The sequence below is a fragment of the Curtobacterium sp. PhB136 genome, from assembly GCF_004346855.1.
Classification (GTDB): Bacteria; Actinomycetota; Actinomycetes; order Actinomycetales; family Microbacteriaceae; genus Curtobacterium.
On the sequence record NZ_SMGH01000004.1, the window covers coordinates 1,003,302 to 1,029,400 of the forward strand.

The following is a 26,099-nucleotide window of genomic DNA, read 5'->3' on the forward strand; positions in this document are numbered from 1 at the left end:
TACCGGCGGCAGAGCACAGCCCCATCAATCATCACCGATCACATTCCCAATGAATGGACCAGCCATGTACTTCGCTCTCATGGGCAAGCTGAACGCTCGCCGCAAGGGTCTCCTCGAGGACAAGGAGAAGGGCTTCACGCTCATCGAACTCCTCGTCGTCGTCATCATCATCGGCATCCTCGCCGCCATCGCGATCCCGGTGTACCTGGGCATCACGAACAACGCGAAGGACAGCTCGGCCAAGTCGGACATCACGAACTGGAAGACCGCGCTGGTCGCGTACCAGACCAACAACGGGTCGCTCTACGCGACGAACGTCACGCTGACTCGCGACGGCACGACCAATGCCGTGACCGGCACGATCCCCGCTGATCTGAAGTCGAACGGCGCATCGCTCAGCGACAACACGATCAACCTGCAGTACAAGTACGTCTCCGCTACCTCGTTCTGCGTCCAGGCGAACAGCAAGACGACCAAGGTGTTCCACATCACCGACAACGAGGGAGTCACGGACGGCTCTTGCTGACCCTGACCCCCTGACAACGGGCCGTGACGACCGTCACGGCCCGTTGTCGCACCACCACCCGGACACCCCCGCGTCAGAGAGGCAGAGAGGCAGAGAGCATGTTGCTGCGCATCGTCGACCGCCTCCGCGCGGCGCGTGAGAACGAGGACGGGTTCACGATCATCGAGGTCATGGTCGCGATGACCGTGTTCGCGATCATCGCTGCCGGCGTCGCTGCCGGGATCGTCTCCACGATGTACCTGACGCAGGACAACCGCTCCCGCGAAGCGGCACTCAACCTCGCGAACCAAGCGCTCGACGCGGCACGCAGCACCAAGGACGTCTTCACCCTCGACGACGACACGCGGACGCAGACCGTCGGGACCCAGGGGTACACGGTCAAGCGGACCACGAACTGGATCAACTCCGACGGCACGGACAACTCGTGCGGCGCCGGCTCCGGGGTCCTCTCCTACAAACGCGTCGCGATCACGGTCTCCTGGACGAGCGGCACCTCGCCCCGCCAGAAGAACGTCGTCCTCGACACCCTCATCTCCCCGCCGGCAGCCGTCTCGAGTGCGAGCGGCTCCACGATCGTGGTCGGAGTCCGGACGGCGAGCGGCGGCCCGAACGAGAACGTCGCCGTGAACATCACGCCGGTGTCCGGCGGCGCCACCAGCCTGGCAGCGCAGCCTGCCGCCACGGACGGCAACGGCTGCAGCTACGCCCTCGGCGTGACGCCGGGCACGTACAAGATCGCCATCAGCAAGAGCGGCAACGTCGACGAGTCCGGCGCCACGGCGCCGACGTACAACATCACGACCACCGCGGGCGGCATCGGCAACAAGTCCTTCCTCTACGACCAGGCGCTGAGCGTCAGCGTCGGTGCACCGCTCAACCTCACGCAGGGCACCGCGAAGCTCCCGACGTCGATGACGACGAGCTTCCGCCACGCGGACCGCGTCAGCACGATCTCGACGACGTCGACGACGCTCTTCCCGTACACGGACGGCTGGACGGCCGTCGCGGGCAGCTACACCAGCACGTGCAAGGACGTCGACCCGACCGAGTGGACGACCCCGGTGAACAACCTCGTGGTGTCCCCGAACATCTTCACGGACGTGAACGGTCAGCCCGGGGTCCTCCCGACCAGCGCGACGACGGCGACGGCTCGCGCCCCGATGGGGATCATCGACGTGAAGATGAGCGGGATCGACACCGTGCTCGTGGCGACGGTGAAGAACACCACCGCGGTCAGCGGCGGGGACCCCGGCTGCTCGCCGTCGACCACGTACTACTTCACCGGCCTCAAGTCCACTGCGGCGACGACGGTGGCGCTGCCGTACGGCACGTGGACGCTCCGCGGCACGACGGCCCTCGCCGGACTCCTCAGCTCCAACAACCCCGTGGTCGCGGCGAACCCGAACGTGACGAACGTGAACGTCTCGGTGAGCGGCAACGTCGTCACGCTGGACCCCCGGATCGTGAGCGGCTCGTGATGCGCGCGCTCCGGCGGCGGCTCGACGTCGCGCGGCGGGACGAGCGTGGGTTGACGCTCGTCGAGCTCCTCGTCGCGATGACGCTCTCGCTCATCGTGCTGACGGTCGCCGGGTCGTTCCTCATCTCGTCGCAGAAGGCATCGAACACGGCCAGTTCTGTCAGCACCAACACCCGTGTCGCGTCGAACGCGATGAACGAGATCGGCCGCATGCTCCGTGCGGCGACCGACAACCCGGTGCCGACGGGCGACGACTCGCAGTACGCGTTCCAGTACGCGAGCACGAACTCGGTGCGGTTCTTCGCGTACGTCAACCTCGACTCGACGCTGTCCCAGGCGGTCGAGGTCCAGCTGACGCTCGACCCCGTCGCGAAGACGATCACCGAGAAGAAGTGGGTCGGTACCGCCGTGTCCGGCAACAGCTCGTACTACTCCTTCCCGCTCAACAGCGGTGCGACGCTCTCCACCACGCCGACCTCGACGAGGACCCTCGCGTCCCCGGCGGTCAACAGCGCGATGTTCGTCTTCCGGGACGGGTCGAACGGCGTGCTCGGATCCCCGACGACACCGGTCGCGGCTGCGGATCTCCCGAACATCCGGTCGGTCGACGTGGCGGTCACGGTCGGGAAGAGCACCTCGGACGCCAGCGCAGTCACCCTGTCGAACACGACGAGCATGCCGAACATCGTGATGGGAGCCCCGTGATGATCCGTCTCCTCCGACGCCTCCGCGCCCGCGACGACGAGCGCGGGATCGCCCTGGTCGCCGTCGTGGGGATCGGCGCCGTCGTGATGCTCCTGGTGGCGACGATGGTCTCCGTCGCCACGAGCGGCGCGCGGGTCACGACGACCGACACGGCGTGGAACCGCGCGATCGCCGCGGCGTACGCGGGGGTCGCGGACTACCAGTCGCGGTTGAACGCCGACAACACCTACGGGCTCTACGGTCAGGCGAACGCGCCGTTCAGCCGGGCCTCCGGCAGCGTGTTCTCGAAGGGCACCGGGAGCAACACGGCCTTCAACTACCAGTCCGGTGCGGCCTGGGTGTCGGTCCCGGGTGCGGACGGCTCGGCGAGCGACGAGTCCTACCGGTACGCGGTCGACAACAGCAAGCTCTCCGCGCAGGGCGTCATCCGTCTGCAGGCCACCGGGCGCTCGGGATCGACCACGCGCACGGTGGTGGCGAACGTGCGACCGGACGGGTTCTCCAACTACCTGTACTTCACGAACTACGAAGCCGGCGACCCGACCGTCACCAACGAGAAGGGGACCGGCAGCAGCGCGTGCACGACCGCGTACCGGCCTGCCGCGACGTCGTCCACGTGTGACCAGATCCAGTTCGGCCCGAACGACGTGCTCGAGGGGCCGGTCCGCTCGAACGACCAGCTGAAGATCTGCGGTTCGCAGTTCAAGAGCACGGTGCAGAGCGTCTACAGCTGGACGAGCTCCGGGTGCGGGACGGCCGCGGCGCAGTTCGCGTCCAACCCGACGACCGTCTCGACGCTGACGCCGCCGTCGACGATCGGTGACCTCCGCGACTACATGCGCTACGACCTGACGGCCACGACGAGCACCGTCGAAGGAACCGGCTGCCTGTACACCGGGCCGACGAAGATCACGTTCAACGGTGACGGCACGATGACGGTGGTCTCACCGCTCACGGTGATGACGACGATCAAGGGCGCGAGTGCGGTCTCCGGGGCCACGATCACGGCCGGGCAGGCGTCCGCCAAGTGCGGCGGGATCGACGCGCTCCACAGCACGGCCGGGGCGACCGTGGCGATCCCGAAGAACAACATGATCTACGTGCAGAACGAGCCGGCGGCCCGCGCTGCCGGCACCACGGCGGACCCGAACCGCTGGGACGCGTCCACCTACAAGACGCAGGCCACGGCATGCGACTCGACGACCCGAGCCAACAGCTGGACGAACCTGACGTCGAACGGCGTCGGGTTCCCGCGGTCCACCGGGTCGCGGTCGACCTCGGAGGTCGAACCGACCGCGGGGAGCGGCACGAACATCGTGAACCTGTCGACGCCGTACGGCTGCGACCGCGGCGACGCCTTCGTGCAGGGCACCGTCGACAAGGCGGTGACGATCGCCGCGGAGAACTACGCCTACGTCACCGGCGACATCAAGTACCCGACGACCCGCTCCGCGTCGACGGTCCTCGGGCTCATCGGACAGCGCGCCGTCTGGGTGTGGAACCCGATCAACGCCGACGGCAGCACGATCCTCGCCGCGAACCGCGAGATCGACGCCGCGATCCTCTCGAACCAGGGAACCTTCGCCGTGCAGAACTGGGCGAGGGGCTCGACGAGCGGTCGTGGCACCTTGACCGTCAGCGGCTCGATCGCGCAGAACTTCCGCGGAGCCGTCGGGCTCGCGAGCGGTCAGGGCTACGACAAGGCCTACAAGTTCGACCCGAGCCTCGCGACCTACACCCCACCGAAGTTCCCGCAGCCGACCGTCACGACCTACCGGGTCGCGAACCAGGTCGAATCGAAGACGGCGTACGACGCGAACGGGGCGCCGATCGCATGACCGCTGCACTGCTGCCCCTGATCGTGATGATCGTCGGGCTGGGCGCCGTCCTCGGGCTGGCGATCGGTTCCTTCCTCAACGTCGTCGTGTACCGCGTGCCGGCCGGGATGTCGGTCGTCGCGCCGGCCTCGTCGTGCCCGCGGTGCGGGAACGCCATCCGCGGGTTCGACAACGTGCCGGTCCTGTCGTGGCTGCTGCTCCGCGGGCGGTGCCGGGACTGCTCCGAGCCGATCTCCGTCCGGTACCCGCTGGTGGAGATGGCGACCGCGGTCCTGTTCTTGGTGGTGGCGGTCCGGTTCCTCCCGACCGAGGCGACCGCAGCGTTCGACGCGCGGGCCTTCGCCGGGCACGCCGTCCTCCTCGTGGCGCTGCTCTACGTGATGGCGGTGAGTGTCGCGCTCGCCATGATCGACCTCGACACCCACACACTGCCGAACCGGATCGTGCTGCCGATGTACCCGGTCCTCGCGGTCCTGCTGGCAGGCAGCAGTGTCCTCACCGGAGACTGGGCAGCGTTCGTGCGCGGGCTCGGCGGCATGGCGGTGCTCGGCGGCGTCTACCTCCTGCTCGCGATCGCCGTGCCCCGCGGGATGGGTCTCGGTGACGTGAAGCTCGCCGGGGCGCTCGGGCTGGTGCTCGCGTACCTCGGATGGGGCCCCCTCGCAGTGGGTGCTTTCGCGGCGTTCCTGCTCGGCGGTACCTTCGGCATCGGCCTGGTGCTCGTGCGCCGCACGGGCCGCTCGACCGGGATCCCGTTCGGACCGTGGATGCTGCTCGGCGCGTGGATCGGTGCGTTCTGCGGCACCGCGATCTGGGACGCCTACCTCCGTCTCATCGGCTTGGCCTGACGGGCCTCGGAAGGAACACGACATGGCGAAGAACGTGGTCGGCATCGACATCGGCTCGGAAGCGATCCGCGCTGTCGAGGTCGCGGACGTCGACAAGGCGGTCCCGACGATCCTGCGGTTCGCCGAGGTCCCGATCCCGATCGACGCGACGAAGCACGGCGAGGTGCTCGAGGCGAACACCGTCGCGGGCGCGATCCGGTCGCTCTGGTCCGTCGGCAGGTTCCGGAGCAGGGACGTCGTCCTGGGCATGGGCAACCAGCGTGTGCTCTCCCGTGACCTCACCGTCCCCCGCGGTCCGCTGGCCCAGATCCGCGAGTCGCTGCCCTTCCTCGTGCAGGACATGCTCCCGGTGCCCGTGGGCGACGCGATCCTCGACTTCTACCCGACGTCCGAGGGCATCGGCGAGAACGGTCCCGTCGTGCACGGTCTCCTCGTCGCCGCCGTCAAGGACGCGGTGCTCGCCAACGTCCGCGCCGCGCAGCTCGCCGGGCTCAACCCGGTCGGTGTGGACCTGATCCCGTTCGCCCTGACGCGGATGCTCGCTCCGCGGGTCGCCGGTTCCGGCACGGTCGCCATCGTCGACTGCGGGGGGAACACGACCTCCGTCGTCATCGCGACCGACGGGGTCCCGAAGTTCGTCCGCATCATCCCCACCGGCGGTGACGACGTCACGAAGACGATCGCCGCCCGTCTCGAGATCGGCCTCCCCGAGGCCGAGGCGGTCAAGCGGCACTTCGGCCTGTCCGGGCAGCCGCGCACGCCGGACGACCTCCGTGCGGTGGCGGCGACGCGCGAGTCCGTCGGCGAGCTCCTCCAGAGCATCCGCAACACCGTGAACTACTTCGCGAACACCCGCGCAGACGAGCCGGTCCAGAGCATCGTCCTCGTCGGTGGGGGTTCCGTGCTCCCCGGCCTCCGGGAGGGGCTCGGGGACTTCTCCGGACTCCCCGTGGCGATCGGCAACCCCTTCGTGTCCGCACGAGCCGGGCGAGGCATCTCGCCAGAAGTCCTTCGTGAGCGAGGCCCGGCGATCTCCGTCGCCTGGAGCCTCGCGGTCGGGAGCCGAGCAGCATGACCGAGATCATCGACGCACCGTCGGTCGACGGAGCAACCGCCCCGCGCAAGCGGCTCGGCCGGAAGAGCACGCCGACCGAGAAGGCAACGCGGGAGACCACGAAGCGTCCGCGGCGGGGCACCGTTCCCTTCGTCGTCGGAGGCACTCCCCGGGTCGACCTCCTCCCGAGTGAGGTGCACGTGCACCGGCGTCAGCGAGCGTCGGTCCGGCGTGCCTGGGCCGGCGTCGTCGTCGTCGCCCTGGCGGTCGGGATCGGCGCGGGATCGGCAGCGCTGACGCGGATGTCCGCGGAGGACGACCTGACTGCCGCCCAGGCGGAGACCTCCACGCTCCTCCAGCAGCAGCTGCAGTACAAGGACGTCCGCACCACGGAGCGCGACTCGACGCTCCTCGAAGCCTCGCAACAGGTCGGCGGTGCGACCGAGATCGACTGGTCCGCGACGCTGCAGTCCGTGCAGGGCAAGCTCCCGGCCGGTGTGCAGATCGTCGGGGTCGCGATCGACTCCGCGTCGGCGACCGAGGCGTACGCGCAGTCCGACGACCCGCTGCAGGGGCAGCGCATCGCCACGCTCACGATCGACGCGACGAGCACGACGCTCCCGTCGGTGCCCGACTGGCTGACGGCACTCCGCGGCGTGACGGGGTTCGTCGATGCATCTGCCAACTCCGTGACCCGCGACGACACGTCCAGCGGCTACACGGTGAACATGACCATCCACCTCGATGAGAAGGCGTACGACGACCGTTACGCCGCGAAGAAGGGCTGAGCGCGATGTCCCGGAACCGACTGAGCCTCCTGCTCGCCTTCGTGGCCATGGCCGTCGTCGCCGTCGGCGGCTTCTTCCTCGCCGTCCAGCCGCAGCTCGCACAGGCGTCGACCGCGCACGACCAGCGCGCCACCGTCGAGCAGAGCAACGCATCGAGCCAGCACGAACTCGACCGTCTGCGGAAGCAGGCCGAGCAGCTCCCTGCCATGCAGAAGCGCCTCGCCCAGCTGTCGGCGTCCGTCCCGGACTCCGCCGGGATCTCGGCGTTCATCGACCAGATCGACGCCGTCGCGACGGCCTCCGGCATGCAGGTGTCGTCCTACACGACGAGCGACGCCACGGCCTACGCGCCCGCCGCCTCGGCGGCAGAGACGAGCGGCACGTCCGCGGGCGACACCGCGACGAGCTCGGCGACGGCCACCGCGACCCCGACGGCGCCGGCGGCCCCCACCTCGCCGACGGTCACCACGAACGCCGCGATCACGGGAACGGACTTCTCCGTGGTGCCGGTGACCGTGGCCGTGGACGGGACCTTCGACCAGGCGCTGTCCTTCGTCAAGGGCATGCAGACGGGGAGCCGTCTCTTCCTCATCACCACCATCTCCTCGGCCGAGAAGAGCGGCGACGACGGCTCGACCTCCGCGCAGTCCACCTGGACCTTCGGCGGCTCGATCTACGTGCTGGACCGGAGCGCCGGAACCGCCGCGTCGACCCCCGCCGCCACCCCCACGAACGGCTGACCGGACCCCTCCAGGAAACCCCCGCCAACTGGGGGAACCGGCGCCACGCCGAGCCCTCTTCCGCAACGCCTGTCGGTGTGCCTACGATGCTCCCGATGCCGCGTTCTGCGGCTCGTCACACCCTCTCGAACGGCCGGCTCGAATCGGCCGTTCCTCGTCGTGCCGGAGTCGCGCGTGTTGTCTGGAATCGTGGAATTCCTCGGCTGGTTCGGAGCCGTAACCGTCTTGGCTGGTTACATACTCTTCTCGACGGGCAAGCTGCCGAACGGCCCCGTCTACCAACTCTTCAACCTCGTCGGAGGAGTCGCCGTCGCGGTGAACGTCGCCGCGCACCACGCGATCCCCTCGACCATCGTGAACGGCATCTGGGCGATCGTCGCAGTGGTCGTGCTGGTCCGCATGGCGCGGGCGCGCGCGACCTCGAAGCGTGACGGCGTCGTGACGCACCAGGAGCTCAGCACGGAGCCGCCGGCCACGACCGCGGTGCTGCCCGTGATCGGTCCCGCCGTCCGCCAGCACGAGCCGGGCGCGACCGACGCCGCGGACGCCACCCCGAGCCTCCAGACCGAGCCGGAACCAGCCGCCCCGATGACCGAGAGCGTCCCCGTCATCACGGCCGCGATCGCCCTCGCGCTCGTGAGCGCGGCGCAGGAGCAGCAGCGCGAGCAGCGCGCCCGTCGCGACGAGCAGCTCGATCGCGACGAGCAGCTCGATCGCGACGAGCAACTCGATCGCGACCAGCAGCCCGTCACCTGACCCGCGGCCCCAGCGCGGAACCACCGCCGCACGAGCCACGCCGCACCCGCCACCGGCGATACGATCGCTCCATGTCCCGATGGCTCGTGGCGACGATGACGTCAGTCCTCTTCATCGCCCTCGTGATCGCCGTGACGGGGTTCGAAGCGCTCCTCGCCAACGTCGAGGTGATCTCCCAGACCGATGCGACCCCCTACCTCGGCCCGGCCATGGTCCTCGGGGGAGCGGTCGTCGTCTTCGTCGCGACCGCCCTCGGGATCCCGGAGGGCAACCCCGGTGTGACCGGACTGGTGGCGGCCGCGACCTCCTACCTGGTGATGCTCGGCGTCGGCGCGGTCGGCTACACGCTGATCCGCCAGGACGTCACGGAGCTCCTGGTCTTCCCCGCCGGCTACGCGCTCGGCCCGTTCGTCGTCGGCTCGGTGGTGGTGGCGCTCGTGTCCGTGGTCGGCGGGATCGCCCTGGCACGGCACCAGCCGGAGCAGCCGCAGTGACGGCACCAGCCGGAGCAGCCGCAGTGACGGCACCAGCCGAAGCAGACCCGGAGACCGGCGGGCCACGCCGGTAGGCTCGATGCTGCCGGATGACCGACCCGGCAGCGATGCAACGGGGGGACCATGACCGACCAGCCGACGACGCCGGGAGCGCCGCAGCACCAGCCGGACCAGCAGCCGGACGGCTGGGGTGCCGTCCCGCTCGTCGCCGACATCACCGGCACGGCCGAAGCGCCCCAGCCCGGCCGCACCGCCCAGCCGGCTGTCCCGCCGCGCCCCCGTCGCCGGCTCCGCCGCGGCCAGTTCATCGGCCTGGTCGCCGGTGGGACCGCCGTGGTGCTCCTGGCCGTCGCCGGCATCGTCGGCTACTCGGTGGGCTCGAGCACGCACTCGCCCGACCGCCCCGTCCAGGCCTTCCTCGACGACCTGACGGCCGGCAAGGTGGACGCCGCGCTGCAGGACGCCGGGGTGGAACACGGCAAGTCGGACGTGCTGCTGACGGACGCCGCCTACGCCAAGGCGACGGGTCGGGTCACGTCGTACCGGATCACCGCGACGCAGACGGACGGCGACACCGCGAAGGTCGGTGCGTACCTGACGCAGGGTGGCAAGCAGGTCGCGACGACGTTCACGCTCGACAAGACCGGAACGGACTGGGGCGTGTTCCCGAAGTGGGAGCTGCAGGCACCGGACCTCGCGACCGTCGACGTCACCGTGCAGGGGCCGGCGAAGACCGCGGTCGACGTCGCCGGCGCATCGGCGACCACGAACTCGTCGGGTGCGGTCTCGCTGCGGGCACTGCCCGGCACGTACGACGTGGCGGTGGACGGCGGCAAGTGGTTCTCCGCGGACGCCACGACGGCCGAGGTCACGGGCTTCGGCAGTGCGGCCGCACAGCCGGTCACCCTGACGACGACCCTGACGGACGACGGAACAAGTGCCGCGACGAAGGCGGTGGACGCCTGGGTCGACGCCTGCATCGCGTCCACCTCGACCACGCCGGACGGCTGCAGCTTCTACGCCTACGGCGAGAACCCGGCGAACACCTACACGAACCAGAAGTGGACGCTCGACTCCCGCCCGACGGTGAAGGTGTCGGGATGGCTGTCGAAGGGGTGGATGGTCTCGACGTCGTCGTACGGTTCGGCCACGTTCACGGCGGACTTCACCGGCCCGTCCGGCACCGGGACGGCGAAGGCCGGCCCGATCAACGTCAACGCGAGCGGCTACATCACCGGCTTCTCGGACAGCGGCGCGACGTTCGTCTCGGCGATCGGCAACGGCTCGACGGAGTCCGGTTCCTGACACCGGGGCACGCCCGGCGGGGGTCGTCTCGGACCCCGGCCTGGAGGCTCGACACCCCTCCCGCACGACCGCCCGCCCGGCGGGGTGGCCGGGATTGATTTCGCACGGTGACGCGGGTAGTCTCTCTTGGGTGTGCGCCCTCGGGCGCGCCTGAAAGTCCGGCGGGTCTGAGACCACGCCCGGACTGTCCGCCCCCAATCCACGGCCCGCCCTCATCGGCGGCCGTCTGCGTGGGCGAGGATGCCGACGGACCGCGTCGGACAGAGAACACGAGCGAAGAACCAGGAGAACAGTTGCCTACTATTCAGCAGCTGGTTCGCAAGGGTCGTACGCCCAAGGTCGTCAAGACCAAGGCGCCGGCACTCAAGGCGAACCCCCAGCAGCGTGGTGTGTGCACCCGCGTCTACACCACCACCCCGAAGAAGCCGAACTCGGCACTGCGCAAGGTCGCTCGTGTCAAGCTCTCGAACGGCACCGAGGTCACGGCCTACATCCCCGGTGAGGGTCACAACCTCCAGGAGCACTCGATGGTGCTCGTGCGCGGCGGTCGTGTGAAGGACCTCCCCGGTGTGCGGTACAAGATCATCCGTGGCGCCCTCGACACGCAGGCCGTCAAGAACCGTAAGCAGGCGCGTAGCCGCTACGGCGCGAAGAAGGGTTGAGTTAGATGCCTCGTAAGGGACCGGCCCCCAAGCGCCCGGTCGTCGCAGACCCCGTCTACGGCGCCCCGATCGTCAGCCAGCTCGTCAACAAGATCCTCCTGGACGGCAAGAAGGGTCTCGCCGAGCGCATCGTCTACGACGCACTCGAAGGCGTGACCGCCAAGAACCAGCAGGATGCCGTCGTCACGCTCAAGAAGGCGCTCGACAACGTCCGACCGACCCTCGAGGTCCGCAGCCGCCGCGTCGGTGGCTCGACCTACCAGGTCCCGGTCGAGGTCAAGCCGCACCGTGCGAACACGCTGGCCCTGCGCTGGCTGACCTCGTACGCCAAGGCTCGTCGCGAGAAGACGATGACCGAGCGCCTCATGAACGAGATCCTGGACGCGTCCAACGGTCTCGGCGCCGCTGTCAAGCGTCGTGAAGACACCCACAAGATGGCCGAGTCGAACAAGGCCTTCGCGCACTACCGCTGGTAGTCACCGGCATCGTCCGGGCGCCGGCGGTCAAGAACCCCGGCGCCCTGACGGACGCCATCTCTCCTACAACTCTTCCGGAGGAACCCTGTGGCACAGGACGTGCTCACCGACCTGAACAAGGTCCGCAACATCGGCATCATGGCGCACATCGATGCTGGCAAGACCACGACGACCGAGCGCATCCTGTTCTACACGGGCATCACGCACAAGATCGGTGAGGTCCACGACGGCGCAGCCACGATGGACTGGATGGCGCAGGAGCAGGAACGCGGCATCACGATCACGTCGGCCGCGACGACCTGCTTCTGGGACAACAACCAGATCAACATCATCGACACCCCGGGTCACGTGGACTTCACGGTCGAGGTGGAGCGTTCGCTCCGCGTCCTCGACGGTGCGGTCGCCGTGTTCGACGGGAAAGAGGGCGTCGAGCCCCAGTCGGAGACCGTGTGGCGTCAGGCGGACAAGTACAACGTCCCGCGCATCTGCTTCGTCAACAAGATGGACAAGCTCGGCGCGGACTTCTACTTCACCGTCGACACGATCGTGAAGCGCCTCGGCGCCGAGCCCCTCGTGCTGCAGCTCCCGATCGGTGCGGAGTCCTCCTTCGAGGGCGTCGTCGACCTGGTCGAGATGCGTGCACTCACCTGGCGCGGCGACGCGAAGGGTGACGTCCAGATGGGCGCGAAGTACGAGATCGAGGAGATCCCCGCGGATCTCGTCGACCGTGCCGCCGAGTACCGCGAGAAGCTCATCGAGCGCGTGGCCGAGGCGAACGACGAGCTCATGGAGCGCTACCTCGAGGGCGACACCGACTTCTCGGTCGCCGAGATCAAGGCCGCGATCCGTTCGCTCACCGTCAACTCCGAGCTCTACCCGGTCCTCTGCGGTTCTGCGTTCAAGAACCGTGGTGTCCAGCCGATGCTCGACGCGGTCATCGACTACCTGCCGTCGCCGCTCGACGTCCCGCCGATGATCGGCCACGACGTCAAGGACGAGGAGAAGGAGATCATCCGCAAGCCGGATGCCTCCGAGCCCTTCTCGGCGCTCGCGTTCAAGGTCGCGGTGCACCCGTTCTTCGGTCGCCTCACCTACGTCCGCGTGTACTCCGGTCACATCGAGTCCGGTGCACAGGTCATCAACTCGACCAAGGGCAAGAAGGAGCGCATCGGCAAGATCTTCCAGATGCACTCCAACAAGGAGAACCCGGTCGACGCCGTCACCGCTGGTCACATCTACGCGGTCATCGGCCTCAAGGACACGACCACCGGCGACACGCTCTGCGACCCGCAGGACCAGGTCGTCCTCGAGTCGATGACCTTCCCGGAGCCCGTCATCGAGGTCGCGATCGAGCCGAAGACGAAGGCTGACCAGGAGAAGCTCTCCACGGCCATCCAGAAGCTCGCCGAAGAGGACCCGACGTTCCGCGTCGAGCTCAACGCCGAGACCGGTCAGACCACGATCAAGGGCATGGGCGAGCTCCACCTCGACATCCTGGTCGACCGCATGAAGCGTGAGTTCAAGGTCGAGGCCAACGTCGGCAAGCCGCAGGTGGCCTACCGCGAGACCCTGACCAAGGTCGTCGAGCGCTACGACTACACCCACAAGAAGCAGACCGGTGGTTCCGGTCAGTTCGCGAAGGTGCAGATCGCGCTCGAGCCGATGGAGGTCACCTCCGAGAAGGTCTACGAGTTCGTGAACGCCGTCACCGGTGGTCGCGTGCCCCGTGAGTACATCCCGTCGGTGGACGCCGGTATCCAGGACGCCATGCAGGTCGGCATCCTGGCCGGGTACCCGACGGTGGGCGTGAAGGCGACCCTCAAGGACGGCGCGGCGCACGACGTCGACTCGTCCGAGATGGCGTTCAAGATCGCCGGCTCGATCGCGTACAAGGAAGCGGCCCGCAAGGCCGGTCCGGTCATCCTCGAGCCGATCATGGCCGTCGAGGTCCGCACGCCCGAGGAGTACATGGGCGACGTGATCGGTGACCTCAGCTCCCGTCGTGGCAACATCGCTGCGATGGAGGACGCCTCGGGCGTCAAGGTGGTCCGCGCGAGCGTGCCGCTGTCCGAGATGTTCGGCTACGTCGGGGACCTTCGTTCGAAGACCTCCGGTCGTGCCGTCTACTCGATGACCTTCGAGACCTACAACCAGGTCCCGTCGAACGTCGCCGAGGAGATCGTCGCGAAGGCCAAGGGCGAATAACGCTTCCGAGCGTGTTCTCCACAGGCGGGGGAGCCCGGCGACGGGCCCCTCGCCACCAAGTAAAGTAAAGACACACACACCGCGGACCAACGGTGCAGCACCCCGGATCGGGATGCTCCCGGTGGTGTCGCATCCGAGTCCTGAGGAGGACCCACAGTGGCCAAGGCCAAGTTCGAGCGCACCAAGCCGCACGTCAACATCGGAACCATCGGTCACGTCGACCACGGCAAGACCACGCTCACGGCGGCGATCACCAAGGTTCTGCACGACCAGTACCCGGACCTCAACGAGGCCCGTGACTTCGCTCAGATCGACAACGCCCCCGAAGAGCGCCAGCGCGGCATCACGATCAACATCTCGCACGTCGAGTACCAGACGGAGAAGCGCCACTACGCGCACGTCGACGCTCCTGGTCACGCCGACTACGTGAAGAACATGATCACCGGTGCGGCCCAGATGGACGGCGCGATCCTCGTGGTCGCCGCCACCGACGGTCCCATGCCCCAGACGCGTGAGCACGTGCTGCTCGCCCGCCAGGTCGGCGTGCCGTACATCGTCGTCGCACTGAACAAGTCCGACATGGTGGACGACGAGGAGATCCTGGAGCTCGTCGAGCTCGAGGTCCGTGAGCTCCTCGGCTCGCAGGAGTTCGACGAGGACGCCCCCGTCGTGCAGGTCTCGGCGCTCAAGGCGCTCGAGGGCGACGAGAAGTGGGTCAAGTCCGTCCAGGACCTCATGGCCCAGGTCGACGAGTTCGTGCCGGACCCCGTGCGTGCCACGGACCAGCCCTTCCTCATGCCGATCGAGGACGTCTTCACGATCACCGGTCGTGGCACCGTCGTCACCGGTCGCGTCGAGCGCGGCGAGCTGGACCTCAACTCCGAGGTCGAGATCGTCGGCATCAAGCCGACCCAGAAGACCACGGTCACGGGCATCGAGATGTTCCGCAAGCTGCTCGACAAGGCAGTCGCGGGTGACAACACCGGTCTGCTCATCCGTGGCCTCAAGCGTGAGGACGTGGAGCGCGGTCAGGTCGTCGTGAAGCCGGGTTCGGTCACGCCGCACACCGAGTTCAAGGCGAACGCGTACATCCTGAACAAGGAAGAGGGCGGCCGTCACAACCCGTTCTACGCGAACTACCGCCCGCAGTTCTACTTCCGCACCACGGACGTCACCGGCGTCATCACGCTGCCCGAGGGCACCGAGATGGTCATGCCCGGCGACACCGTTTCGATGACGGTCGAGCTGATCCAGCCGATCGCCATGGAAGAGGGCCTGCGTTTCGCCATCCGTGAGGGTGGCCGCACGGTCGGCGCCGGCACCGTCGAGTCGATCATCAAGTAACTTCCGTTACCTGCGCGAGCGGGGTCGGGCCTTCGGGCCCGGCCCCGCTTTCGTGTTGGTGTCGTCATCGGGGCCGTCACCGGTGCCGTCGGTGCCATGGTGGACACGCGATGTACCCCACTCTGGGTGCATCGACACCTGTTGTTCAGTCGATACTCTTGAGTCGCGGGGCTGCCCGGCCCCTCGGTGAACCCGACACCCTTTCTCGCGTCGTTCGACCATGCCCGGTCGACGGCGCGATCCCGCGTGCCCGGAGTCGCCCGTCGCCCGACCCGAGAGCACCCGATGCGACTGTCCTTCCTCCCTGCCCGTCCGCGCGCCCTGGCGATGATCGTGGTGGTGGCACTCGTCACCGGCCTCCTCGCGGTGTTCGCGCTGGCGCAGCCCGCAGCCGCCGCCTCCAGCATCGGCGTCACGGCGAAGGCCGACGCCACGGTCCTGAGCGGCGCTCCGGCGACGGTGACGCTGACGGCGAAGAACACGGCGGACTCCTCCGGCGGGACGGACCTCTACAACCTCGGGTACTCGTACACGCTGCCGGTGGGAGTGAGCTTCGCCGCGGGCTCGGCGAAGGCGGACGGGACCGCACTGCCCGCACCCGTGATCACGACGCTGGCGGGCGGCGGCACACTGCTGGTGTTCTCGAACGTGTCCGACTTGGTCTCGGGCGACCAGAAGTCGATCACGTTCCAGGTGACCGCCACGGACGCCGCCTACCCCGTCGGCACCACGTTCTCCGGATCGGCGCAGATCGCGGCGAACAGCGACGCGCGGAACATCCCCACGTTCGACGCCACGGGCACACCGGCGACGAACTTCACCAACTCCGCGACCGCGACGTCGAACACGACCGCGATCTCGGCCATCAAGGTGACCAAGGCCGAGGCGAGCTCCGAGAACGAGCTCGTCCGTGGCGTCCACAACCACCCGACCGTCTACACGCTGACGGTCCAGAACACCTCGACGGCGCCGAGCACGAACGTCACCGTCACCGACTACCTGCCGGCGGGGCTCGAGTTCCTGCAGTGCGGCGCGATCGACAACACCACCTCGGGCCCGGAGTACACCGGCGCCGCGTCGCTGCAGACCGCGACGTCGGCGAACGCCACCGGCACCTGGGACCAGACCGCCTGCCTCACGCCGCAGAGCGTCACCACCGTGAACACCGTCGCCGGCCAGGGCTCGGCCGTCTTCACGAAGGTCGTCTGGACGATCCCGACGCTGACGAACACCCCGGTCACGATCAAGTACCTCGCAGCGGTCCCGCTGCTCGCGAACACCATGACCTTCAGCGGTCAGGGCACCGGCAAGCCCGCGGGCGCCGTCACCGCGCCGGCCGCCACCTCGTTCACGAGCGAGGCGAACCTCGACAACAACAACGGCGCCTCGACCCGGCAGAACACCGCGGACGCGACGTCGAACGGCCGCGGCCAGACGAACCTCGTCGACGCGACGGGCACATACACCGGCAAGGTCGGTGGGACCGCGACGTCCACGCAGACCGCGTCCACCTCGCTGACGGTGGAGGCGATGGACCTCGCCGTCGCGAAGTCGGTGTCGACCCCCGTGGCGGGGAACATGTTCGCCGCGGGCAAGCTCGCGACCTACTCGCTGCTCGTCCGCACGAGCGAGTACGAGTCGTCGAAGGCGATCACCCTCACCGACACGCTCGGCGACGGCCTCTGCCCGGTCTTCCCGGCCGGCACCCCGACCACGGGGACCTTCCCCGCGGACTGCGACCCGGCCAAGAGCGCCACGGTCGCCGGATCGCCCTCCGGTGCGACGATCACCTCGGTCGACTACCTCGCCGCCAGCGGCAAGTTCGTCGTGCACTTCACGCTCGCCGACCAGCCGGTCGACGGTTCCACGACGGTGACGTACAAGGCGCTCATGCGGAACGCGTACTCGGTCACCGGTTCGGGTGGCCCGACCGCCGCTGGTGACTCGTTCGACAACACCGTGGCGATCGCCGGCACCTCGACCGGCGTCCACGGCGACACCGGCGACACGAAGGTCGTCGACGACTCGACGGCGTCGATCGTCTCGAACTCGCCGAAGATCACGAAGTCCGTCCTGCCGCGCAGCGCGAGCGACGGTGTGACCGGTTCTGCCGACTGCACCGCGAGCGCGCGGACCAGCTCGTACGTGACGAGCACCCCGGCCGACGCGTTCCAGCTCGGCGACGTGGTCTGCTTCAAGCTCGAGGTGGACTTCCCGGCGGGCGTGCAGAGCCGCAACGCGACGATCACCGACATGCTCCCGGTCCACACCACCGCGGCGGGGAGCAGCTGGGTCGAGGGCACCGACTGGACCTACGGCACCGAGAGCAGCGTCCCGAAGAGCGACGTCGCGCTGAAGTCCTCGTCGTCCACCATGGGCGCGTTCTCCGTCGGGCACACGGTCTCCGGCGCGACCGGCACCTACGTCGACGGTGACACCGCTGGTGCGAGCGTCGTCCTGTACGTCGCCGCCCGCATCGCGACGCAGACCACGTCCTCGACCACCGTCGACCTGGCCGACAACCTGATGAAGTTCTCGCAGCAGAACACCGCCGGGTCGGTCACCAGCCTCCGCACGGACGTCGGCTACAACGTCGCGGGGGCCCCCACGGCGACCCTCGCGAAGGACATCGTCAGCGACTCGGGCACCGTGACGAACCCGGCCGCCACGACGGAGGGGCAGACCCTCCACTACCGCCTGACCGTCGGCAACAAGGCCGCCACCGGCACGACCGCGGCCATCGGCAACGTCACCGTGTGGGACGCCCTGCCCGCGAACGTCACCTGCGCCGTCGTCACGAACATCTCCGACGGCGGGGTGTGCGCCACTGCGCCGACCGGTGCCGCGACGAAGTTCGTGAAGAACTCGTACATCACGTGGACCGTCTCCTCGATCGCCGCTGCTGCGACCAAGCAGCTGACGTACGACTTCGCGGTCCCGACCCCCGGCTACGTCGGCACGGCCTACCAGAACTCGGCCTCCGTCACGCGCTTCACGACGGCGACGGACTCGGGGACGACGACCACCTGGATCCCCACGACCGGCACGAACAGCACGTTCGCCGCGACCCCGACCACCGGCCAGGGCACCGCGCCGAACGCCGACGCCACCCGGCTCGTCACGATCCCGGCCGTGGCCGTCGCGAAGAGCGGCAGCGCGGTCGCCGCCGCGACGACGAACCTCTCCGGTGACACCGCAGCCCCCGGGCAGGCGCTCGCCTACACGTACTCGGCAACCGTCCCCGCGGCGACGAGTGTCGGCAACGGCACACTGGTCGACCCGCTGCCGACCGGCGTGGTGACGACCGCGGCCTCCGCCTGGACGCTCACGTTCCCGGACGCCACGACGATCACGGTGCCGGCGACGGCACAGGCGACGGACGTCACGGGCACCTACGGCGGCCAGACGTTCACCCTCACCGGCACGGGCAACAGCCGTGGTGCGGGCGCGGTGCTCTTCCCGGCCACGTTCGACAACGCGGGCGCATCCACCGCGAAGTTCTCCGTCACGGTCACCGACCTGCGCGTCACCAAGGGCGTCGGCAACTACACGGCCGCCGGGTACACGGCGAGCACGGTGCAGAACACGGCGACGTTCACGTCGACCCCGACCGGGGGCACCGCGTCGTCGTGGACCGCGTCGAAGTCCATCGCCGTCCAGGCGCCGAAGGTCGCCGTCACGAAGACCGACAACCTCGCCGGCAAGACCATCGCCGGCGGCGACACCGTCACGTGGACCCTCACGGCGAAGAACTCCGCGGCGACGGCCGACGCCCGCTCGACGGTGATCGCGGACTGCTTCCCGAACACCCTCACGCTGACGAGCAGCTCCGCCACGGAGAGCACGCCGACCGACGCGCAGAAGACCGCGCTCGGCACGTGCCCGACCGGCACGACGCTGCACACCTGGAACGTCGGCACGATCGCTGCCGGCGCGAGCGCGACGATCACCGTCACCGCGACGGTGAAGCAGGACGCCCCCGCCGGCCAGACGTACACGAACACCGCGCGCGCCCTGACCTCGAGCCTCGACACGGACTACGCGACCGCGAACACCTCCTACGTGCAGGTGGTCACGGCATCGGACGACGTGAAGGTCACCGGCCCGTCGATCGTGAAGACGCTCACCGCGCCGACGTGGAACGCGACCACGGGTGCGCCCACCGCGGACGCGACGACGAACCCGGCGAACACGACCGCACTGTCCGTGCGTGCCGGCGATACCGCCACGTACACGATCACGACGACCGTCCCCGCGAACGTCGCGATCTACGACGGCCGCGTCACGGACACGCTCCCGAAGGGCCTGACCGCGGTGGGCACGCCCACGGCGACCGCGAGCAACCCGTCGGTCGCGGTGACCCCGAGCGTCTCCTCGGGCGTCGTCACGGCGAAGATCGACGACATCCCGACCGGCCTCGGCAGCGCGCTGACCATCACGGTCTCGATCCCGGTCCGCGTCGGCACCGACCAGGCGGCCGGCACGGCACTGTCGAACACGGCGGCGTTCGCCTACGACCGCACTGCGAAGAAGGCCGAGCCGACGGACGCGACCGTCACCTCGAACGTGGCGAACGCCTCGGTCGTCACCCCGTCGCTCGCGATCGCGAAGACCGCGACGGTCGGCGGTCAGACCACGACGACGGCGAAGGCCGAGCCGGGCGAGCAGATCACCTACACGGTGACGGTCACGAGCTCCGGCTCGCCCGCCTACGGCACGACCGTGTCGGACTGCGTCCCGGACGGCATCGTCGTGGACGGCACCACGATCTCCGACGGCGGCACCATCCGCACGAGCGCGGACTGCGCCGGCGGTGTCATCACCTGGCCGGTCGCCACGTTCGGCACCACGACCTCGGTGCAGCACACCTACCGGGCGGTCCTCGCGGAGGACACCTCCCTGACCGGTGGCGTCCTGACGAACACCGCGACGACGGGCACCTACTCGTCGCTCCCGAACGGCGACGGCGGCTCCTACGGCCCCGCGACCGCGAAGGCCACCGTCACGCCGTCGTTCCCGAACGTCGCCGTCGCGAAGTCGAACGACACCGCCGGTGGGCTGTCCTACGTCGGCGTCCCGTCCGACTTCACCGTGACCTTCACGAACACCGGCAGCGCCGCGAAGTCGGTCTCCGCGAAGGACGTCCTGCCGGCTGGCTGGGTCTACACGGCCGGCAGCGCGACGACCGTCCTCGCCGGGGGAGCCAGCACGACGGCCCCGGACCCGACGGTCGACGGCACCACCCTCACGTGGAGCAACCTGGGCCCGCTCGGCGCGAACCAGACGCTGACGCTGCACTACCGCGCTGCGCCGACGGCGAAGGCGGCCAGCGCTGCCGGGACCACCGTGCAGCACACGAACCACGTCACGGCGACCGTCACCGACGCCTCCGGTGGCACCGGCTACGACGGTGGCGACGGCTCGTTCACGACCTACCCGAAGGGCGGCACCGACGCGACGGCCGACGCCTCGATCGCCGCGGCGGACCTGTCCGTCGTGAAGACCGCCACGACGGCACAGGTCGTGGCCGGTGCGACGACGACGAAGGCCTGGACCATCGTGGTGACGAACAACGGCGGTGATGCCGCGCACGGCACCACCGTCGTCGACTCGACCGCCGGGCTGCCGTCCGGTGCGACCCTCACCCCGACGGGCACGGGCTGGACCTGCACCCCGACGGACGGCACGTGGACCTGCGTCAACGGCGCCGTCGTGGCGAAGGGCGACACGTTCCCCGAGCTCGACGTCACCCTGACCCTGCCCGCGAACGCACCGCTCACCGCGATCCGCAACACCGCGACCATCGCGCAGGGCACCGGGCAGACGTTCGACCCGAACGCGGCGAACGACGCCGACAGCGCGAGCGTCACGCCGGTCGCGATCGCCGACCTGGCGATCACGAAGACGGCGCTCGACGAGCAGGCCGCTGCCGGTGGCACGACGTCGTGGACGCTGTCCGTCCAGAACGTCCGCGACGCCGGCGAGCAGAGCGTCTCCGACGCCCGTGGCACCGTCACCGTGACGGACACGCTGCCCGACACGGTGACGCTGCAGAGCGTCTCCGACGCCCGTGGCACCGTCACCGTGACGGACACGCTGCCCGACACGGTGACGCTGCAGAGCGCCACCGCGGCGGTCGGCAGCGGCTGGACCTGTGACACGGACGGCAACACCGTCACGTGCACCAGGGACGGCCTGGCCAACGGCACCACCGCGGCGCCGATCACGGTCACCGCGCTCGTGAAGTCCGCCGTCACGGCGGACCAGACGGTCAAGAACACCGCGACGGTCGCGGTCGGTGGCACCACCACGGACCCGAAATCCTCGAACGACACCAGCACGACCACGACGACCGTCGACGACACCACGTCGCTGACCATCGCCAAGGCGTTCACCAGCGACGCCCTCGTCGCCGGGAAGACGGCGGACTGGACCATCACGGTCGAGAACACCGGGACGGCCGACGCGCGGAACGTTGTGGTGACGGACGCGCTCGAGTCGGGGACGAGCCTCCGGGGCGGATCCCAGACCGACGGTGACTGGACCTGCACGGCGGAGTCGGGGGACACCGCGTCCTGTGCCCTGGACGGCACGCTGCAGGCCGGTGCGACGACGTCCTTCACCATCACGGTGACGACGCCGGCCGACCTGACCGGGACGCTGGCCAACACGGCCGAGGTCTCGGCGGACAACGCCGCGACGCAGGAGGCCGGCACCTCGAGCGACGCGACGCAGACCGCCGGGCTGAGCGTCACGAAGACCGCCGATGTGGAGCGCATCGACGCCGGGCAGGACGTCACGTACACGATCCGGGTCGCGAACCCGGACGGCCCCTCCGACCTGCCGGCTGGTGCCAGCACGACCCCGAGCGTCCGGGTGCAGGACACCCTGCCCGCGGGTGTGGAGTACGTCGGCCTGACCGACGGCACCACCGCGCACTGGGCGCTCCAGTCGAACGAGGACGGCGTCCTCACGCTGGTCAGCACCGAAGGCATCGCGGTCGGCGCCGAGGACCCGAACACGATCGGCATCGTCGTGCACGTGCCGGCCTCGTTCACGGGATCGTCCATCGTGAACACCGCGACCGCCGCACCGGTGACGGCGCAGGGTGCCACGGCGCACGACAGCGCGACGGTGGACGTCACCACCGAGGCCGACCTCTCGATCACGAAGACCCGGACCAGCGCGGCCTCGGCCGACGCGGGCACGGACGTGACGTACGACGTGACGGTGACGAACGACGGCCCCTCGGACGCGCAGCGCGTGACCTGGGCCGACACCGCCCCGGCCGGGATGACCGTCACGGCGGTCACCACGGACGACGACGCGTGGCAGCAGGGCGACGACGTCACCACCTGGTCGACGGACACGTTCGCGAACGGCGCCACGACGACGTTCCACGTCACCGCGACGATCGCGTCCGGCACGCCGGCCGGCACGCTCCGGAACACGGCGACGGTCTCCTCGGCGACCGACGACCCGGACACCGCGGACGACACCTCCGGTGACGACGTCGACGTGACCACCCACGCGTCGCTCACGCTGTCCAAGACGCCGGTGGCGAAGGCCGGGGCGACGGGGAAGTCCGCGAAGGTCACCGCCGGCGCCGAGCAGGTCTGGTACCTGCACGTCGCCAACACCGGCCCGTCGGACGAGCGACCCGACACGGTCGTCACCGACCAGCTGCCGGAGGGCATGACGTTCGTCAGCGCCTCGTCCGACGGTGCGGTGTGGACCTGCGACGGCGTCACGGACACCACGGTCGTGACCTGCACGCTGCCGACGACGATCGTCGTCGGCGACGACGCCCCCGGTCTCTGGATCACCACGGCGGTCGCGTCCGGCTTCACCGCCGGCTCGATCGAGAACCGCGCGTCGATCACGTCCCAGGGCACGCCCGCGCCGAACGGCACGGACGCGGACACGGCGACGGCGGACCTGCCGGTCGACGCGGTCGCGAACGTCCAGATCACCATCGGGCACAGCGGCACCGCCGTCATCGGGAAGGACCTGCCGGAAACGGTCCAGGTCCGGAACGCCGGTGTCTCCGACGCCGACACGGTCACCGCCACGTACACGCTGCCGAAGGGCCTGACATACGTGTCCACCGAGGCGGACGCGGCCTGGACGGTGACGGGCGTCGTCACGAACGCCGACGGCAGCACCACGGTGTCGTTCGCGCTCACCGGCACGCTGCCGGCGGGTGCGCTCGCCCCGGCGATCACGGTGCACCAGACGCCGACCGCAGCGGCCTACCCGGGTGTGACCCCGACCGCGACCGTCGCGACGTCCACGACCGAGACGACGCTGGCGGACAACGACGCCGACGACGAGCTCGCGGTGGCACCGGCGTCCAGCCTGTCCGTCACGAAGACGCACACCGGTGCGGTGGTCCGCGGCGAGACCGTGGGCTACACGATCACGGTGCGCAACGACGGCCCGACCGAGGACCCGGGTCCCGTCGTCGTCACGGACGAGCTGCCGACCGGCCTGTCGTTCGTGAGCGTCGACGACCGGGGCGCGACCTGCACCACCGGGTCGACCGTGGCCTGCACGCTGTCGGAGCCGCTCGCGAGCGGCAGCCAGGTCGCGTTCCAGCTGACGGTCCGCGTCGCCGCGGACGCGCCGGACCGGATCACCAACGTCGCGGCCGTGCAGTCCTCGACGGCGCAGGTCGTCCCGAGCGACCCCAGCACGGTGACGGCGGGCGACCCGCTCCGCGCGAGCGACCCGGCCCCGGTGCACGCGGCGCCGAAGCCGGCGAGCGAGCTCGCGTTCACCGGTGCCGTCGGCCTCGGCCTGGGCGGCCTGCTCGCCCTGGCAGCGGTGATGGCCGGACTGGTGCTGCTCCTGCTGCGTCGCCGACGCGTGTGACGGTGACCACCTGACGGACGGGAGGCCCGGTGCCGGCTGGTACCGGGCCTCCCGTCCGTCACGTGCGTGCGCCCAGGGCCGGGCGTGCATCCTCGGAGAGGTGACACGTCTCCGCAGATCCAAGACCAACGGTCGTGGCTACCACCGGGTCCGCAGCGGACGCGGGTTCACGTACCGCGACCCCGGCGGCAACACCGTCACCGACCCCGAGGTCCGGCAGCGCCTCGAGGACTTCGTCATCCCGCCCGCGTGGGACGACGTCTGGATCTCGCCGTACGAGAACGGCCACATCCTGGCGACCGGGATCGACGGGGCCGGGCGACGGCAGTACATGTACCACCCGTCCTGGCGTGACCGGATGGACAAGATCAAGTACGACCGGGCGCTCGCCCTCGCCGAGTCCCTCCCCGGTGCGCGTCGGATGGTCACGCAGGACCTCCGTCGACCGGAGCCGGACCAGCGCCGGTCGCTCGCGGCCGCGTTCCGGATGCTCGACCAGGGCTCGCTGCGCGTCGGGTCCGAGCGGTACGCGTCCGAGCACGGCAGCCGCGGGCTGTCCACGCTGCTCTGCGCGCACGCCCACGTGTCCGGTGACGACATCGAGCTCGACTTCCCCGGCAAGAGCGGGCAGGAGTGGTCGTCGTCGATCCACGACGCAGACCTGGCCCGGGTGGTCGTCGGCATGAAGCGGCGCGGCCCGAACGCCCGGCTGCTGTCGTACCGGGAGTCCCGCGGCGCTGAGTGGGAGCCGCTCTCCGCCGAGGACATCAACGCCTACGTGAAGGAGCGCGCGGGGGAGGAGTTCACCGCGAAGGACTTCCGGACCCTGCACGGCACGGTGGCCGCCGCGGTCGACCTCGCCGAGACCGGCCCGCAGTCCGCCGCGAGCCGTCGCAAGCAGGCCGTCTCGCACGCGGTGAAGGCCGCGAGCGAGGTCCTCGGGAACACCCCCACCGTCGCCCGGCAGAGCTACATCGACCCACGCCTGCTCGACGCGTACGAGCACGGTGAGACCATCGACCCGGCCCGTCTGCACGCCGCGGAGGCCGAGGTCCGGGCGCTCCTCTACCGCCAATGAGCTGGACGGTGCCGCAGAACGGCCGTGATGACGTAGCGTTGACCCTTGTGCCGTTCCACCCCCACGCGGCACGGAAGGACCCACACCAGTCGTGACCGACGAGTGCATCCACGGATTCCCCACCGAACTCTGCGACATCTGCGCGCCGCGCCAGCGCGAGCTGCCGGACGTCCCCAAGACCCCGGCACCGCGGCGGACCCGCGTGAGCACGTCCCTCCGGTCGACCCCCGGCGGCTCCCCGGCACGTGCCCGGGCCACCGCGCTGCGCACCGCTGAGCCGGAGATGCCCGCCGCGCGGGTGTTCGGCACGCTGCGGGCGCACCACGTCACCCACATCGACAACTTCGACGGCATCGTCGCGGACCAGGCGATCCTGGCGTCCGACCGGGTCACACCGTCGTACGACATCAGCGCGCCGGCCCTCCGCGAGTCCCGCGCAGCCGCGACCGCTCCCGACGGTTCGAGCGTCGCCGCGCACGTGCCGTTCTCGCTCTCGCCCGACGGGGCCCGCTGGGACGAGGTCCGCCGCGGTGCGCTCGACGAGACGCGCTGGTCGGACGCCGCCCGGCACACCCGCGGCACCGACTACGTCGTGCTCGTCGTCCCCACGGCGGCGTTCGGCGCCTCCGTGATCCTGTCGGACACCGACGCCGACGCCGAGGACGTCCGGTTCGCCGTCGGCCCCGAAGCGTCCGCGAACATGCTGCGCCGCACCGACCTGACCGACCCGGAGATGCACGGCCTGGAGGTGCTCGCCGGCCCGAGCGTCCCGTTCACCTCGGTCGCGGTCATCGGCGTGCCGAACGACCGCGCCCGGCACGCGGTGAAGGACATCCTCGCCGAGCACGGCGGTCACGCTCCCCGCGTCGCCGTCTTCCCGCCGTGGTTCGTGCCCCCGGTGATCGACGACGAGGACTAGCCCGCAGTCG

At 69.7% G+C, this 26,099-nt stretch carries 18 protein-coding genes; all 18 read left to right on the forward strand.

All coding sequences use genetic code 11. The features are described from left to right. Positions 1 to 64: 64 nt before the first annotated feature. The 18 genes from EDF27_RS20290 to EDF27_RS04945 all read left to right on the forward strand — a co-directional run bounded on the left by EDF27_RS20290 (position 65) and on the right by EDF27_RS04945 (position 26,089). Positions 65 to 526 (forward strand): prepilin-type N-terminal cleavage/methylation domain-containing protein, encoded by a 462-nt coding sequence (locus EDF27_RS20290; protein WP_123700892.1) that lies wholly within the window; start codon positions 65 to 67, stop codon positions 524 to 526. A gap of 98 nt (positions 527 to 624) precedes the next feature. Beyond that, positions 625 to 2,004 carry a prepilin-type N-terminal cleavage/methylation domain-containing protein gene (locus tag EDF27_RS04865; protein ID WP_123700891.1) on the forward strand — a complete coding sequence of 460 codons (1,380 nt, stop codon included), beginning with the start codon at positions 625 to 627 and terminating at the stop codon, positions 2,002 to 2,004. Next, on the forward strand, positions 2,004 to 2,708 hold the full coding sequence (locus tag EDF27_RS04870) for a prepilin-type N-terminal cleavage/methylation domain-containing protein (protein WP_132047573.1): 705 nt from the start codon (positions 2,004 to 2,006) through the stop codon (positions 2,706 to 2,708). Before EDF27_RS04865 ends, EDF27_RS04870 begins: the two co-directional genes overlap by 1 nt. Beyond that, positions 2,708 to 4,546 (forward strand): hypothetical protein, encoded by a 1,839-nt coding sequence (locus EDF27_RS04875; protein ID WP_123700889.1) that lies wholly within the window; start codon positions 2,708 to 2,710, stop codon positions 4,544 to 4,546. The genes EDF27_RS04870 and EDF27_RS04875 overlap by 1 nt, the downstream gene beginning before the upstream one ends. Beyond that, positions 4,543 to 5,394, forward strand: coding sequence for an A24 family peptidase (locus EDF27_RS04880; RefSeq protein WP_123700888.1), 852 nt, complete (start codon positions 4,543 to 4,545; stop codon positions 5,392 to 5,394). The genes EDF27_RS04875 and EDF27_RS04880 overlap by 4 nt, the downstream gene beginning before the upstream one ends. A gap of 22 nt (positions 5,395 to 5,416) precedes the next feature. Beyond that, positions 5,417 to 6,469, forward strand: coding sequence for a type IV pilus assembly protein PilM (pilM, locus tag EDF27_RS04885; RefSeq protein WP_123700887.1), 1,053 nt, complete (start codon positions 5,417 to 5,419; stop codon positions 6,467 to 6,469). Beyond that, entirely contained in the window at positions 6,466 to 7,236 is a 771-nt protein-coding gene (locus EDF27_RS04890; RefSeq protein ID WP_123700886.1) for a hypothetical protein, read from the forward strand. Before pilM ends, EDF27_RS04890 begins: the two co-directional genes overlap by 4 nt. Before the next feature lie 5 nt (positions 7,237 to 7,241). Continuing rightward, on the forward strand, positions 7,242 to 7,976 hold the full coding sequence (gene pilO, locus EDF27_RS04895; RefSeq protein ID WP_123700885.1) for a type 4a pilus biogenesis protein PilO: 735 nt from the start codon (positions 7,242 to 7,244) through the stop codon (positions 7,974 to 7,976). 225 nt (positions 7,977 to 8,201) lie between these two features. After that, entirely contained in the window at positions 8,202 to 8,732 is a 531-nt protein-coding gene (locus tag EDF27_RS04900) for a hypothetical protein (RefSeq protein WP_132047575.1), read from the forward strand. 71 nt (positions 8,733 to 8,803) lie between these two features. Beyond that, positions 8,804 to 9,226: a DUF6121 family protein gene (locus tag EDF27_RS04905; protein ID WP_123700883.1), complete on the forward strand. Its 423-nt coding sequence runs from the start codon at positions 8,804 to 8,806 to the stop codon at positions 9,224 to 9,226. 123 nt (positions 9,227 to 9,349) lie between these two features. Continuing rightward, complete coding sequence (locus tag EDF27_RS04910) at positions 9,350 to 10,531, forward strand: hypothetical protein (protein WP_123700881.1); 1,182 nt, start codon at positions 9,350 to 9,352, stop codon at positions 10,529 to 10,531. A gap of 293 nt (positions 10,532 to 10,824) precedes the next feature. Beyond that, positions 10,825 to 11,193 carry a 30S ribosomal protein S12 gene (rpsL, locus tag EDF27_RS04915; protein WP_058728453.1) on the forward strand — a complete coding sequence of 123 codons (369 nt, stop codon included), beginning with the start codon at positions 10,825 to 10,827 and terminating at the stop codon, positions 11,191 to 11,193. Between the two features lie 5 nt (positions 11,194 to 11,198). Continuing rightward, positions 11,199 to 11,669 (forward strand): 30S ribosomal protein S7, encoded by a 471-nt coding sequence (rpsG, locus tag EDF27_RS04920; RefSeq protein ID WP_056121395.1) that lies wholly within the window; start codon positions 11,199 to 11,201, stop codon positions 11,667 to 11,669. A gap of 87 nt (positions 11,670 to 11,756) precedes the next feature. Beyond that, entirely contained in the window at positions 11,757 to 13,874 is a 2,118-nt protein-coding gene (fusA, locus tag EDF27_RS04925) for an elongation factor G (protein ID WP_123654832.1), read from the forward strand. Between the two features lie 156 nt (positions 13,875 to 14,030). Further along, complete coding sequence (tuf, locus tag EDF27_RS04930) at positions 14,031 to 15,218, forward strand: elongation factor Tu (protein WP_123700880.1); 1,188 nt, start codon at positions 14,031 to 14,033, stop codon at positions 15,216 to 15,218. A 285-nt stretch (positions 15,219 to 15,503) separates the two neighbouring features. Further along, the gene (locus EDF27_RS04935; protein WP_132047577.1) at positions 15,504 to 24,092 is read left to right on the forward strand and encodes an isopeptide-forming domain-containing fimbrial protein; all 8,589 of its coding nucleotides are present in this window, start codon (positions 15,504 to 15,506) and stop codon (positions 24,090 to 24,092) included. 100 nt (positions 24,093 to 24,192) lie between these two features. Continuing rightward, positions 24,193 to 25,170 (forward strand): DNA topoisomerase IB, encoded by a 978-nt coding sequence (locus EDF27_RS04940; protein ID WP_123654828.1) that lies wholly within the window; start codon positions 24,193 to 24,195, stop codon positions 25,168 to 25,170. 91 nt (positions 25,171 to 25,261) lie between these two features. Beyond that, complete coding sequence (locus EDF27_RS04945) at positions 25,262 to 26,089, forward strand: DarT ssDNA thymidine ADP-ribosyltransferase family protein (RefSeq protein ID WP_123654827.1); 828 nt, start codon at positions 25,262 to 25,264, stop codon at positions 26,087 to 26,089. The last annotated feature ends 10 nt before the right edge of the window (positions 26,090 to 26,099 follow it).

Bases quoted from the DNA above. Each gene is read 5' to 3' on its own strand.
- rpsG (WP_056121395.1), top strand. From the start codon at position 11,199: ATGCCTCGTAAGGGACCGGCCCCCAAGCGCCCGGTCGTCGCAGACCCC.
- EDF27_RS04870 (WP_132047573.1), top strand. From the start codon at position 2,004: ATGCGCGCGCTCCGGCGGCGGCTCGACGTCGCGCGGCGGGACGAGCGT.
- EDF27_RS04910 (WP_123700881.1), top strand. From the start codon at position 9,350: ATGACCGACCAGCCGACGACGCCGGGAGCGCCGCAGCACCAGCCGGAC.
- EDF27_RS04865 (WP_123700891.1), top strand. From the start codon at position 625: ATGTTGCTGCGCATCGTCGACCGCCTCCGCGCGGCGCGTGAGAACGAG.
- EDF27_RS04890 (WP_123700886.1), top strand. From the start codon at position 6,466: ATGACCGAGATCATCGACGCACCGTCGGTCGACGGAGCAACCGCCCCG.
- pilM (WP_123700887.1), top strand. From the start codon at position 5,417: ATGGCGAAGAACGTGGTCGGCATCGACATCGGCTCGGAAGCGATCCGC.
- EDF27_RS04935 (WP_132047577.1), top strand. From the start codon at position 15,504: ATGCGACTGTCCTTCCTCCCTGCCCGTCCGCGCGCCCTGGCGATGATC.
- EDF27_RS20290 (WP_123700892.1), top strand. From the start codon at position 65: ATGTACTTCGCTCTCATGGGCAAGCTGAACGCTCGCCGCAAGGGTCTC.
- pilO (WP_123700885.1), top strand. From the start codon at position 7,242: ATGTCCCGGAACCGACTGAGCCTCCTGCTCGCCTTCGTGGCCATGGCC.
- EDF27_RS04875 (WP_123700889.1), top strand. From the start codon at position 2,708: ATGATCCGTCTCCTCCGACGCCTCCGCGCCCGCGACGACGAGCGCGGG.
- EDF27_RS04905 (WP_123700883.1), top strand. From the start codon at position 8,804: ATGTCCCGATGGCTCGTGGCGACGATGACGTCAGTCCTCTTCATCGCC.
- EDF27_RS04880 (WP_123700888.1), top strand. From the start codon at position 4,543: ATGACCGCTGCACTGCTGCCCCTGATCGTGATGATCGTCGGGCTGGGC.